The 13,745-nt window shown below is 52.3% G+C and carries 11 protein-coding genes; 8 read left to right on the top strand and 3 right to left on the bottom strand.

The features are described from left to right. Positions 1–121: 121 nt before the first annotated feature. Entirely contained in the window at positions 122–1,768 is a 1,647-nt protein-coding gene (gene pgm / locus HK11_RS05210; protein WP_086554291.1) for a phosphoglucomutase (alpha-D-glucose-1,6-bisphosphate-dependent), read from the top strand. 55 nt (positions 1,769–1,823) lie between these two features. Here pgm and HK11_RS05205 read toward each other — a convergent pair whose 3' ends face one another. Next, the gene (locus HK11_RS05205; protein ID WP_086554290.1) at positions 1,824–3,632 is read right to left on the bottom strand and encodes an ABC transporter ATP-binding protein; all 1,809 of its coding nucleotides are present in this window, start codon (positions 3,630–3,632) and stop codon (positions 1,824–1,826) included. Between the two features lie 219 nt (positions 3,633–3,851). Between HK11_RS05205 and nth the strand changes: the two genes are divergently transcribed. Further along, positions 3,852–4,544, top strand: coding sequence for an endonuclease III (nth, locus tag HK11_RS05200; protein ID WP_369822919.1), 693 nt, complete (start codon positions 3,852–3,854; stop codon positions 4,542–4,544). Positions 4,545–4,645: 101 nt separating this feature from the next. On the opposite strand, the gene hemH is transcribed toward nth, so the two are convergent. Both hemH and mutY read right to left on the bottom strand, forming a co-directional pair. Further along, entirely contained in the window at positions 4,646–5,683 is a 1,038-nt protein-coding gene (gene hemH, locus HK11_RS05195; RefSeq protein ID WP_086554288.1) for a ferrochelatase, read from the bottom strand. Between the two features lie 59 nt (positions 5,684–5,742). Then, positions 5,743–6,807 carry an A/G-specific adenine glycosylase gene (gene mutY, locus HK11_RS05190; protein WP_086554287.1) on the bottom strand — a complete coding sequence of 355 codons (1,065 nt, stop codon included), beginning with the start codon at positions 6,805–6,807 and terminating at the stop codon, positions 5,743–5,745. A gap of 10 nt (positions 6,808–6,817) precedes the next feature. Between mutY and HK11_RS05185 the strand changes: the two genes are divergently transcribed. The 6 genes from HK11_RS05185 to holA all read left to right on the top strand — a co-directional run bounded on the left by HK11_RS05185 (position 6,818) and on the right by holA (position 13,569). Continuing rightward, on the top strand, positions 6,818–7,354 hold the full coding sequence (locus HK11_RS05185; protein WP_086554286.1) for a DUF721 domain-containing protein: 537 nt from the start codon (positions 6,818–6,820) through the stop codon (positions 7,352–7,354). A 77-nt stretch (positions 7,355–7,431) separates the two neighbouring features. Then, complete coding sequence (locus HK11_RS05180; RefSeq protein WP_233133325.1) at positions 7,432–8,412, top strand: lytic transglycosylase domain-containing protein; 981 nt, start codon at positions 7,432–7,434, stop codon at positions 8,410–8,412. A 174-nt stretch (positions 8,413–8,586) separates the two neighbouring features. Further along, on the top strand, positions 8,587–9,132 hold the full coding sequence (locus HK11_RS05175; RefSeq protein ID WP_086554284.1) for a DUF3576 domain-containing protein: 546 nt from the start codon (positions 8,587–8,589) through the stop codon (positions 9,130–9,132). Positions 9,133–9,180: 48 nt separating this feature from the next. Continuing rightward, positions 9,181–11,820 (top strand): leucine--tRNA ligase, encoded by a 2,640-nt coding sequence (gene leuS / locus HK11_RS05170; RefSeq protein ID WP_086554283.1) that lies wholly within the window; start codon positions 9,181–9,183, stop codon positions 11,818–11,820. A 44-nt stretch (positions 11,821–11,864) separates the two neighbouring features. Next, positions 11,865–12,509 carry an LPS assembly lipoprotein LptE gene (locus HK11_RS05165; RefSeq protein ID WP_233133324.1) on the top strand — a complete coding sequence of 215 codons (645 nt, stop codon included), beginning with the start codon at positions 11,865–11,867 and terminating at the stop codon, positions 12,507–12,509. Positions 12,510–12,552: 43 nt separating this feature from the next. After that, on the top strand, positions 12,553–13,569 hold the full coding sequence (gene holA / locus HK11_RS05160; RefSeq protein ID WP_086554281.1) for a DNA polymerase III subunit delta: 1,017 nt from the start codon (positions 12,553–12,555) through the stop codon (positions 13,567–13,569). Positions 13,570–13,745: the final 176 nt, after the last annotated feature.

The following is a 13,745-nucleotide window of genomic DNA, read 5'->3' as shown; positions in this document are numbered from 1 at the left end:
TTTTGCTTTGTTTCGTTTTTATTACTGTAAAATTGTGTGCAAAGAGGGGTAGACCGCCGGGCTGCGGGGTGTTTCTATCACACTCAGGTTATTCTACTCTGAGTTAAGGATTATAACACCCATGGTCATGATCAGTTCACAGGCAGGAAAGTGTCTTCCTTCGTCAGATCTGACAGATATTTCAGCTCTGCTTGCGGCTTATTATGACCGCAAACCTGACCCGTCAGTGGCAACACAGCGTGTTGCTTTCGGAACATCAGGCCATCGGGGCAGTGCGCTGCACAGCAGTTTCAATGAAAATCATATTCTGGCTATGTGCGAGGCAATTGCTCGTCATCGTAAGGCTGAGGGTATTGATGGCCCGTTATTTCTGGGCATCGACAGCCACGCCGTTTCAGCACCGGCACAGCGCACAGCGCTTGAGGTGCTGGCCGCTCACGGGATCAGAGTGCACATTGATAAGGATGATGGCTATACGCCAACACCCGTTATATCCCACGCTATTCTGACTTATAATAAGGACCGCACAACTGGTCTGGCTGATGGTATTGTTATCACACCTTCGCATAACCCACCGGCTGATGGCGGTTTTAAATATAATCCGACACATGGTGGCCCGGCTGATACAGCTATTACAAAAGCCATTCAGGATATGGCTAACAGTTTTCTGGAAAATGGCCTCAAAGAGGTTAAACGCCTGCCTTATGATGAGGCCGTAAAGCAGCCCTGTGTCACACGTTATGATTTTGTCACACCTTATGTTGCTGACCTTGAATCTGTTATCGATATGCAGGCAATCAGCAAATCAGGTATCAAAATTGGCATCGATCCGCTGGGGGGGGCTGCTGTTGGCTACTGGCAGCGCATTGTCGATGCATATGCTCTGAACGCGACGATTGTTAGTAATGAGGTAGACCCGCAGTTTGGCTTTATGACAGCCGACTGGGATGGCCAGATTCGTATGGACTGCTCGTCGCCTTATGCTATGGCGCGTCTTATTGCTATGGGTGAGAAGTTTGATGTGGCTTTTGCAAACGACACTGATGCTGACCGCCACGGTATCGTAGCCCGCCCTGACGGGCTGATGAACCCTAATCATTATCTGGCTGTAGCGATTTCATACCTTTATCAAAACCGGCCTGAGTGGAGCCCGAAACTGGGTATTGGTAAAACACTGGTCAGCAGTAGTCTGATTGATCGTGTTGCCGCTGAGCTGGGTCGTAAACTTGTTGAGGTGCCGGTTGGGCTGAAGTGGTTTGTGCCCGGTCTGATGGATGGCTCTCTGGGGTTCGGAGGGGAAGAAAGTGCAGGAGCGACCTTCCTGCGGCGTGACGGTACGGTCTGGACAACCGATAAAGATGGGATCATCCTTAGCCTTCTGGCTGCGGAGATTACCGCAAAAACCGGCAAAAACCCGGTGCAGCATTACCATGAGCTGACCGCGCGCCTTGGCACGCCGTACTATCAGCGTATTGATGCGCCAGCGACGCCCGATCAGAAAGTGCGGCTGTCTAAACTTTCGCCAGAGCAATATCCGGGTGAGACCCTCGCAGGTGAAGCGATTACTGCCAGAATGACCAGAGCACCAGGTAATGGTGCCGCGATTGGTGGCCTGAAAGTAACAACAGCTGATGGCTGGTTTGCGGCACGTCCTTCCGGCACAGAAGATGTTTATAAAATTTATGCTGAAAGCTTTAAAAGTCCTGAACATTTAAAAGAAATTCAGGAAGAGGCTCAGACTGTCATTACAAAGGTTCTGTCAGCCTGATTATATAAAACTGACGGTGTTCACTGGTGGCACCGTCAGTATTTTATCGTTTTTGTTATTGCTGGTCCACTTCCAGAGACTGGAGTTCATACAGGCGGCGGTATAGCCCGTTTTCCTGCTGAATCAGCTGAGCATGGTTGCCATCTTCAACGATATGACCATGCTCAAACACCAGAATACGATCCAGATCCACAACGGTAGAGAGGCGGTGTGCAATGACCACAACAGTGCGCCCCTGCATAAGCCTGTGCATGGCCTCCTGCACCAGAACTTCAGAGCGGGAATCAAGGCTGGCTGTGGCTTCATCCATAATCAGCACAGGTGTATTGACCAGAAAAGCCCTGGCAATGGCGACACGCTGGCGTTCGCCGCCTGAGAGTTTAACACCACGCTCCCCAACGAGAGTATTATAACCATCAGGCAGGCGGGCAATGAAGTCAGAGGCATTGGCCAGGCGGGCTGCTTCTTCAATTTCAGCCTGTGTTGCATCAGGGCGGCCATAGGCAATATTTTCTGCCAGAGTGCGGTGAAACAGCATAGGCTCCTGCGGAACAATCGCAATTTCTGCGCGCAGGGTTGATTGCTGCACTGTGGTAATATCAATTCCATCAATCAGAATACGTCCGCTATCGGGTTCGTATAACCTTTGCAGTAAACGGGTAAAAGTTGACTTTCCAGAGCCGGACGGGCCAACAAGCCCGACACGACTTCCGGCCGCAATCGTGACGGAGAGATCAGAAAAAATTTCTTTTTTCTGTGCCGCATAAAGAAATCTGACGTGCTCAAATTCAATTTTACCAGCCTTTGCTTTAAAGGGCAGAGCGTGTGGGGCGTCCTGCACCGAAGGCGGCATACGCCACAGCATAAGCAGTTCTTCCATCTCATTGACTGAACGCTGAACAACGGAAACCTGTTGCCCGATATCGCGCAGATAGCCCTGCACCAGAAACGTCATGGTCAGAATATAAGCTACGTCACCCGGCCCGGCCCGGCCTGTCAGCCATAGCCAGACAGAGGCACCGGCCAGTGTAATACGCATTAAGGTGACAAGAAGGTTCTGAATGCCGGCGCTGTTTGTGCCACGTACCCATGTCTGGCATGTGGCGTTTTTCCATTCTGCAACAGCTGTCTCCAGGCGTGTTTCCTCACGTGTTTCTGCGCCAAAGGCTTTAACAACAGCATTGCAGGTCATGGCATCTGCCAGAGCAGCACCCACGCGACTGTCACACTGGTTGGCTGTACGGGCAGAGGGGGCAACATAATTGAGTGTCAGCAGGCACGATGAAGCAATAAAAAGGGCGGCAATCACTCCCAGCACAATACCCATAAACAGCCAGTGCCAGGCAAGCACGAGTGTTGTCATGATCAGCAGTACAGCTTCAGGAATAAGCATAAGCAGCAGCGTGTCATTCAGCATATCCACGGCCCACATGCCGCGTGTCAGTTTTCTGACAGTCGAACCTGCAAAGCTGTTAGCATGCCATTCGGTTGAAAGCCTTTGCACATGCGCAAAGGCTTCAATAACAATTTTCTGCATAACGCGTGTTGTCAGGTGGGTAATGCCCAGATAGGCCGCACGTTTGCCCAGCACATTACCTATGCCGCAACCTGCCATAGCAACCAGCATCCATAAAGCATCATGGGTGAGGGAGGATTGTGCCGCAGGCTGCGCGACGTCAGAGACCAGGCGTCCGGCAAGAACGGGCATCAGAACATCAAGTACAGTTGCAAACATAATGCCGATGACAGTGACCCAGAGTGGCCAGGGAAAATCCAGCCAGCGCCGCATGACAAATTTCAGGACATCGACAAACAGACTTTGCTTCCCTGCGGTTTTATTATCCGCAGAAGAGGGGGTATTCATGACAAAATTCCGAGGTAATGGTCACGCACAGCAGGGGCGTGTCAGAGCATAATGAATATAAATTCTAACCAGAAAAAGTATTTTTAGCAAACAAAGCAACACATGATGGCACTTTGTGACAGAGCACGATAGAAAGAGGGTATGGCCCGATCTCCTTCCTCTCCCCGTAAGCGTGCAGTTTCTGCGAATAAGGAAATTTCTGCTGTGAGTGCCCGTAAAATGAAAGTGGTAAAAAGCAAACCACAGGCCGGGCAGGCTCCGCGTGACATGACGGCTGAGGAGCGACTGGTTTTTTTAAAAGACCTGGAGGGGGCCTGGCCAGATGCGCAGACTGAGCTTCATTATACTACTCCCTTTACTTTGCTGGTCGCAGTGGTTCTTTCCGCTCAGGCAACCGATGCTTCCGTTAATAAAGTGACTCCTGCCTTGTTTGCAGCTGCCCCGACCCCGCAGGTGATGATGCAGCTGAGTGAAGAGGAGGCCGGAGCTTATATTCGCACTATCGGGCTGTGGCGTAATAAGGCCAGGAATATTGTTGAGCTTTCACGTCAGCTGGTTGAGCGCCATGGGGGAGAGGTGCCTGACACGCGTGATGACCTTGAGGCTCTTGCCGGTGTAGGCCGCAAAACAGCTAATGTTATTCTGAGTGTTTTATTTCATCAGCCAACTGTGCCGGTTGATACTCACGTTTTTCGTCTGGCTAACCGTACAGGGCTTGGGCGTGGAAAAACCGTAGAGGCTGTTGAGAAGAAGCTTGAAAAAGTTATTCCGACCCGGATGATTCGTGACTCTCATCACTGGCTTATTTTGCAGGGGCGTTATGTGTGTAAAGCACGCAAGCCGGAATGCTGGCGTTGCGTTGCGGCGAATGACTGTCTTTATCCTGATAAAACTGACAGGCCGGAAATATAGTTATTAATCTTTTTTGATAATGTATAAGAGTTTCACGTTTGTCTGATTTAGCCTGCCTGAAAAAGGCAGGCTGTTTTTGTCCAAATAGTGTGAAAGTATTTTTAAAGCCAGCCTTGCAGCTCCTGCCTGGTAAGTTCTTCAAGTAAGGTAATACAGGCAGGACTATCGTTGAGACAGGGGATGAGCGTAAACTGCTCTCCACCTTTAGCCATAAATTCTTCACATACTTCATTGCCAATTTCATCCAGGGTTTCGATGCAGTCAGTTATGAAACCTGGTGTAATAACAGCAATATTTTTAATGCCTCTGGCAGGAAGTTCCTCAATAAAACTGGCCGTGGCAGGTTCCAGCCATTTGGCCGGCCCAAAGCGTGACTGAAACGTCATTGGCAGCATGTCTTCGGTCATACCCAGTTCTTCGCGCAGGGCTGTCATTGTGCGTATGCAGTCAGTCAGATAGCTGTCGCCTTTGTTGATATAGGCTTTGGGCAGACCATGAAAAGACGCCACAACCATTTGCGGGGCTTCAGTCTGTTTGCTTATTGTATCCCGCACAGAGTCAGCCAGGGCTTTTATATAGGTCGGGTGGTCTGCGAAGGCGGGCAGCGTTCTTATCGCAGGCTGATTGCGCAGGCGCATAAGTGCACGAAAAAACTGATCGTTCGCGGTGGCTGTCGTGGTTGCGCTGTATTGTGGATAAAGCGGCACAGCCAGAATACGATCACACCCTTGCTCAAGCAGGGTTTTTAACCCCTGAGCGACAGATGGTGTGCCATAACGCATAGCCCACACTACCGGCACATTATCGGCCTCAAAACGTCTGGCAAGAGCCTCAGCCTGATCGCGCGTATAGCGGCGCAGCGGGCTTTCATTGGTTTCTTTATCCCATATGCGTTTATAGGCTTTACCGCTTTTTCCTGGTCGTACAGTCAGTACTACACCCTGCAAAATGGGCTTCCATACGACAGGAGAGGCTTCAATAACTCTGCGGTCAGAGAGGAATTCTGAAAGATAACGGCGTACAGATCGATAATCTGTATCTTCGGGTGTTCCCAGGTTGAGGAGCAAAATTCCTGGTTTCCGGGGAGACGCGTCTGCATGGTCATGCGTGCGGCGTGATGGAATATAGTGAAAAACCATAAAACCCTCCTGACTGTGACGGCATGACACATCGCGTGTCGGTTGTTATCTGATGTCACTTATGGTGAGAGAACTTTTAACCCGGATCTGATACATTTCATCATCACAGATGGCAATGATACATCAGCAAGCATATTTTTTTGTGCCAGAAACCCTGACTTTAAGGACGAGTTGGAAAATTTGTCTATATGTGCGGCATAAACATGAAGATGTAGCGTGAAGTGTGTGAAAACATGTTGTACGTCATCACTTTTTTTCCACCCGGTATCCAGGGGGGCATGCCTGACAGCTTCAGGCCAGGTCCAGGGGGTTGTCAGCCAGTCTGTGCCAGGCAGCTCGGTCATTGCGGCAAGTAATCCGGTCTCAGGGCGTTTGCGTAGTAATATATTGCCAGCATTATCGAGCACGAGAAAATGCACACCATAGCGCACAGGTTTGTCTTTTTTGGCAGCACGCCGGGGCAGGGACGGAGCCAGGCCTGTACGCTGCCCCTCGCAGTGCGGTTGCCAGGGGCACAGGCCACAGGCTGGAGAGCGGGGTGAGCACAGAGAGGCACCGAGGTCGAACAAGGCCTGTGCAAAATCAGAGGGGCGTTGCTGCGCTTCCTGTGCATTGTTGAGTTCGCGTGCCAGGCGGGTGAGCTCTTTTCTCGCTCCTGGCAGGGGGGATTCTACAGCGAACAGACGGGAGGTTATGCGTTCAACATTTCCGTCTACCGGTACTACCGGCACATTAAATGCTATGGCTGCTATGGCTGCCGCGGTATATGATCCCACCCCGGGTAGTTTCAGCAGCTCCTCAGTGGTGTCTGGAAAACCCCCGAGCGCTACAACAGCAGCGGCACAGGCATGCAGGTTGCGAGCACGTGAGTAATAGCCAAGTCCGGCCCAGGCGGCCAGCACATCATCACGCTCCGCTGCGGCCAGGGCTTCAATAGTAGGAAATTTTTCTAGAAAACGCAGGTAATAGGGTATAACCGCCTTGACGGTTGTCTGTTGCAGCATAATCTCGCTCAGCCAGACATGATAAGGGTCAGCACTCTGACCAGGGCCAGAACGCCAGGGGAGGGTGCGCCGGTGACGGTCGTACCAGTCAAGGAGGGCATAAGCGGATGGTATTTGCACGGAGAGTGTTATGACGAAGGACAGTTCTGCCGACAAGACCAAAGCCGTACGTTTTACAAAAACGTCTTCGCGCTGGTATGCCGAGCCAAAAGCTGATCAGCCTGTAAGGCGGGCATTTAAAGCGCGTAGCCTTGCAGCGCTTTTACCCGCAGTGACAGAGCCTGTTTTGCGTCGTCATTCTTCTTTAAATATGCGTTTGATAACGGACTGGGCTGAAATTATTGGTCCGGCATATGCTGCACGTACCAGGCCGCAGCGTCTTACGGCAGGTACACTGGTTATTTCCTGCGCAGGGCCTGTCGCGATGGAGTTGCAGTATATGAGTGATAGTCTGATATCGCGTATTAATACCTGGTGTGGGCAGTCACTGGTATCGCGTTTGCGTTTTGTGCAGGATACCCAGCCAGAAAAGCCTCGTTCTGCGGCGCTCCCTGAATTTTCCCTGCGGCCGCCGCCACGTTATGAGCTGCCGGATATGGAGGAGGGGCCTTTGCGTACAGCACTTGAAGCGCTTGGAGCGCGCGTATTGCAGGATAACAGGCGCTGAAACTCTGCATGCCAGCTCCTCCACAACTGCCGGACTTTTTTTGTAGTAAAAAAGGTATATTCCGGCTGCTATGCTTTGTGTCGCTGGCTTTACTCTCGGCCTGTGCGGGGCATCGCAGCACGACATCAGAGTATAATACTTCCTCTGGTTCCTCAGCCGGGTCTGCAGTTGATCACTGGAACGGGTATATTCTTGATGCGTCACAGCGATTCTCTGTTCCTCCATCATGGATAAGAGCTGTTATGCAGCAGGAGTCGGGTGGTCATCAGTATCTGCACGGGCGTAAAATTCGCTCAGTGCATGGTGCTGTGGGACTGATGCAGATTAAGCCTGATACTTATCATGAGCTGGCACGACGTTATCACCTTGGCTCTGACCCGTACGACCCGCATGATAATATTATGGCAGGCAGCGGCTATATTCGTGAATTATCAGACCGGTTTGGTTCTCCGCTTTTTCTGGCGGCTTATAACTGCGGGCCACAATGTGCAGAGAATCACCGGTCACGGGGCAGCTCTCTGCCTGATTATGCCCGGCATTACATGGCATCCATTAAACCTCATCTGAATGACCCTATCCCGGCTATGTTAAAGCCTGCCTCGCTGTCTTTTCCTGCGGCGCCGGTTATGCCGGTGCAGGTGGTGTCAGATACAGCATCAGCCCGTACTTCGTCTCAGAGTGCCTACGGCGTAGCGCCGGCATTGCCAGATGATACGCCACCACCGCCCGCTCCGGTTAAAGGCGGGTATACGTCAGCTGAAGTTCCGGTCGCAGTGACCCGGGCTGTATCGTCTTCGGCCAGCTGGGCTGCTGTCAGCTCAGAGTCAGGCATTGTGCAGGCAGGTGCTTTTTCAACGCAGGAGCGGGCTGTGGCTGTGAGTAACCTTGCGCGTCGCTGTGCCCCCGCTCTTGCAGGCAGCGCTACGCGCATTGAGCGTCTCTCCGGCTCTGCTGTGTGGCGTGTGCGCTTTGTTGGTGTGCCAGCGGCGCAGATTAGTTCAGTCTGTGCGGCTCTGCATCGCCGTAGCATAGCGTGTATACCTGTCTCTCAGCCGTGAAAAAATCCTGTCCCTGGCCAGTCTTACTGCATCATATGCTTGGCGGGACTGCTCCGACACGGTAAGAAAGGCATTATGAGCCTATGCTTGTGATCATAAACCGGTGCCTGCTTCATTCTACAGGGCAGGCCCTGAACTATCGACGCCTCGCGCCGAAGGAGCCGTATTAACACAATGCCCCGTCGTCTCATGCCCAGTTCACTTGTTTCAGGTCGTGCTTTTCTGAGCCCGCGCAGAGCCTCATCATGGGTGCTCGCATCCTCTTTTCTGGCTCTGGCTACATTGCCGGCCTGCTCAGATTCACCTAAAAATGCCAGTGACCTTGCGTCACCACGCAGTCACCTTGCGATGGAAGACCGTGGTGCATCGGGGGGAGAAGATACGCTCAGGGCAGGTGGTGTGAATGCGTATCTGTGGCGCGCCTCACTTGATACGCTCTCCTTTATGCCTATTGCTACGGCCGATGCACAGGGTGGTCTTATTTTGACAGACTGGTACACGCCGCCCGCAACTCAGGATGAGCGTTTTAAAATTACGGCGTTTATTCTTGATCGCCGCCTTCGCTCTGATGCGCTGCGTTTGTCAGTTTTCCGACAGATTAAGCAGGATGGTCAGTGGGTTGATACACCTGCTGCCGGCAATACAGCGTCAGATATTGCTGCGCGTATTCTCGCGCGTGCCCGTAAACTGCGCGCAAATAACGGTAATAACGATAACTAACGGCTCAGGTCGTTCTCTTTTCTTTCTCTGATAATCTGTACGAGTTCCATGACACAGTCCGCCAGCAAATCTGACCTTCAGGCTTCTTCTGCCATCTCCTATAATTTTGAAACGGTTGAACCACACTGGCAACAGGTCTGGAACAGCGGTGATGTTTTCAGCGTGCCGGATACCCCTCCGGCCGATAAACCTAAATATTATGTTCTGGAGATGTTCCCGTATCCGTCAGGGCAGCTCCATATGGGGCATGTGCGCAATTATGCTCTTGGCGATGTGGTGGCACGCTATAAACGCGCCAGAGGATATGCGGTTTTGCACCCTATGGGCTGGGATGCTTTTGGTCTGCCGGCTGAAAATGCAGCGCGTGAGCGCGGTGTACACCCGCAGGAATGGACGCTGAAAAATATTGCGACTATGCGCACGACTCTTCAGCGTCTTGGCTTTTCGCTGAACTGGGACCGGGAAATTGCGACCTGCCTGCCTGAATATTACGGTAAGCAGCAGAAGCTGTTTCTTGATTTTATGAAAGCTGGCCTGGTTGACCGTCGCGAAAGCTGGGTGAACTGGGACCCGATTGATCAGACTGTTCTGGCAAATGAGCAGGTGGTTGATGGCAAGGGCTGGCGTTCAGGTGCTCCTGTTGAGAAAAAACAGCTGTCACAGTGGTTCCTTAAAATTACCGATTTTGCCGATGACCTGCTTAGCGAGCTGCAAACTCTTGATCGCTGGCCTGAGCGTGTGCGCACTATGCAGGAGCGCTGGATTGGTCGTTCGGAGGGCGCGCGCGTGACGTTTGCTCTGCATGCGCCTCCTGCCGGTCTCGACACCAACCTGAATGCGGTTGAGGTATTCACAACCCGGCCTGACACATTGTTTGGGATGTCTTTCCTTGCGATTGCGCCCGATCATCCGCTGGCAACATGGGTGGCACAGAGTAATACGGATGCTGCGGCCTTTATTGCAGAATGTCACAGTCTCGGCACATCAGCAGAAGCTGTTGAAACAGCTGAAAAACGCGGTATTGATACGGGTCTGCGGGTTAAACACCCGTTTCTGGATAAAGATTTTCCGGTCTGGATCGCCAACTTTGTACTGACCGATTATGGCACCGGTGCGTTGTTTGGCTGCCCGTCAGGCGATCAGCGCGACCTTGACTTTGCTCATAAATATAACCTGCCCGTTGTGCCCGTTGTGCTGCCAGCAGGTAAAGACCAGGCTGATTTTAGTATTGCGGCTCATGCCTTTACCGGCGATGGCACAATGATTAATTCAGGCTTTCTTGACGGGCTGAGCACACAGGATGCCCGCCGTGAAGCGATAGCCCGCCTTGAAGGTATGGGCGTTGGTAAAGGTGTGGTGAACTGGCGCCTGCGCGACTGGGGTATCTCCCGTCAGCGTTACTGGGGCTGCCCTATACCTGTTATTCATTGTGAAAGCTGTGGTGCTGTACCTGTGCCAGATGCTCAGCTGCCGGTCAGACTGCCTGAGGATGTCTCCTTTGATAAGCCAGGCAACCCGCTGGATCATCACCCGACATGGAAGCATGTTGACTGCCCGCACTGCGGCAGCCCTGCCACGCGCGAGACGGATACGTTCGATACATTTGTAGACAGTTCGTGGTATTTTGCCCGCTTTACAGCCCCTCATGCTGAGGCCCCGACTGTGCGCAGTGCAGCAGATGGCTGGCTGGCAGTTGATCAGTATATTGGTGGCATTGAGCATGCTATTCTGCATCTGCTTTATGCCCGCTTCTTTACGCGTGCCATGAAAGAAACAGGGCATCTGAATCTGAGCGAACCTTTTGCAGGGCTGTTCACTCAGGGCATGGTCAGTCATGCAAGTTATAAGGATGCTTCAGGTCACTGGCTCTATCCTGAAGAGGTTGAGATCACAGGGCAGGGTGCAGTGAAACGCGAGACCGGTGAGCCTGTAACGGTTGGCCGTGTTGAGAAGATGTCAAAATCAAAGCGTAATACCGTGGCTCCTTCAGCCATTATTGAGCGCTTTGGGGCAGATACGGCACGCTGGTTTGTGCTGTCTGACAGCCCGCCTGAGCGGGATATGGAATGGACTGAAGCCGGTGTGGCCGGGGCTGCACGCTTTGCTCAGCGTCTTTTCCGCATTGTCAGCACAGTGGCGCAGACTGTTCCGGTACAGGCTGATATTCCGGGTGAAATTGCTGCACAGGCTGATGATCTGCGCCGTGTGACACACCGTACGGTTGCGGCGGTAACAGAAGCGCTTGAAGGATTCGTGATTAACGTCGCTGTGGCGCGTATTCATGAGCTGACGTCAGCTCTGGCTGATGCTGAAAAAGCCGCTGATATGCCTGGTATGGCCTATGCCCGCCGCGAAGCCGCTCGTGTGCTGTGTTTCCTGTCTGCACCTATGATGCCGCATCTTGCAGAAGAAATGTTTGTTCAGCTTGAGCCTGGCAGCCCGGTTGTGGCAACTCAGCCCTGGCCGGAAGCCGACCCGGAGCTGCTGACAGCAAAGCAGGTGACTATTGCCGTGCAGATTATGGGCAAACTGCGTGGCACGATTGAGGCTGCTCCTGATGAAAATAAAGATGATGTGATTGCCCGTGCTGAAGCAGAGCCTAATGTGGCTCGTCTGCTTGAGGGCAAGCGTATTGTTAAGCGGGTGCATGTTCCTAATCGTATCGTCAATTTTGTAACGGCAGGCTAATGCGTAATCTCCGTCTCTTTTGCTCCGCGCTGGCTCTGTCCGGCATGATTTTTTCCCTTAACGGGTGTGGTTTTCAGCCGTTGTATGGGGAGCAAAGCCAGAAAGGGGCGGCAGATGTCAGCGCTGAGCTGAAGCGTGTTTACGTTGCGAATATTCCTGAGCGTACGGGTCAGCAGCTTCGTCTGGCCCTGCAGCAGAATATGGCAGGAGCCGGCCCTGAGGCCCCTGATGGTTATACGCTGTATGTTTCGCCATATTTCGGAGAGGAGGCGATTGATATCCATGCGGATAATACCTCAGGGCGCACGCGTATCAACGCGCACGCGCACTGGCAGCTTATGACGGTTGCTGAGCATCCGGTTTTGCTGGCTCAGGGTGATGCGACATCACTCGATGGTTATACCACTGTTTATGAGCAGTATTTTGCTCAGACCATGAATAATGAAACAGCCCTGGGACGCGTAGCGCAGGCTCTGGGTGATCAGATTACCCAGCAGGTTGCAATATGGTTTCGTACGCAGACAAAGCCTGCTCAGGGTGCTTCTCAGCAGGGACCAAAAACCTATTATCCTCTGGTCAATACAATGCCTAACAATTCGGATCAGGGCGACCCGCAGGAGGAGGCAGGTGCTGACGCTATCCCGAACATGGCAACAGGGCGTTCACCAACCAATGGCAACAGCCAGTAACTATGATATCTGAGAGTGTTATTGTACCGGAAAGACGTTCAGTTTGAAGATTGATGCACGTTCTCTCTCCCGTGTTACGCACAATCCAGGCGCATGGCGTGTGATTTTGCTGCACGGTGAAGATACCGGTATGATTTATGAACATGCGCAGAATGCTACACGCCAGGTTGCCGGTAGTGTTGATGATCCGTTTCTGGTTGCTGTGCTTGATAAATCTGTGCATGACAGGCTGGAGGAAGAGGCTGCTGCGCTCTCTCTTATGGGGGGACGGCGGGTTGTTCGCGTGCGTGAAGCCGGTGACACGTTACTGAAGGCTGTGACGGCCCTGCTTGAGATGAAAACTGACACGCTGGTTGTTCTGGAGGCACCAGGCCTGCCTTCACGTTCGCGTCTCAGAGCTCTTATTGAAAAGCACCCTGACTGTGCGAGCCTTGGCTGTTACCCTGAGGAGGGGCGTTCGCTTGAGGCAACTATTACGCGCATTCTGGCGCAGCATAAAATCAACATTGACCGTGATGCCCTGCACTGGCTGACAGGGCAGTTGAGTGCTGACCGTGTAGCGGCACGCAGCGAAGTTGAAAAACTCGCGCTTTATGCAGCTGATACAGGTAAGCTTACCCTGCATGATATTCAGGCCTGTATTGGTGATGCAGCCAGCGTATCGGCTGAGGATGCTGCTTTTGCTGCGACAACAGGACGGCGTGCAGAAGCCGACCTTGCAACAGAGCGGGCTCTGGCTGAGGGGACAAACTGTGTTTCTCTGGCAAGGGCTTTTTTAAGTCATCTACATCGTCTGCAGCGTGTACAGGCGGCAATCAGAGAGGGTGCAAACCGGGCTGATGCATTAAAGCTGCTGCGCCCGCCGGTATTTTTTAAACGTACTGCTGACTTCAACCGTTCGCTTGATGTCTGGTCATTGCCAGCTCTGGCTGAGGCTTTGAGAGAGACGCAGGCTCTTGAACTTGCCTGTAAGCAGACCGGAGCACCTGACCAGCTGCTGTGTAAGCGTTATGTCGCTACACTGGCCGCGAGGGCGGCTCAGGCCGCCAGACGTCGCTGAGAACACGGGTCTTTTTTAGCTAAAAAATAGATTGTATTGGTATCGTAATGATTGTACGATTGCGTTATTCGTACAACAGTGTGACGAAACATGCATGTTGTACAAAAACCATGCGTTCTTTTTTGAACGATATCTGTCATTATTTCACATGTGTTGGCTGTTTTTATTGGGCGTTC

Source organism: Acetobacter sp. DmW_043 (genome assembly GCF_002153485.1).
Classification (GTDB): domain Bacteria; phylum Pseudomonadota; class Alphaproteobacteria; order Acetobacterales; family Acetobacteraceae; genus Acetobacter; species Acetobacter thailandicus.
This window is presented reverse-complemented; position numbering and strand designations above follow the sequence as displayed.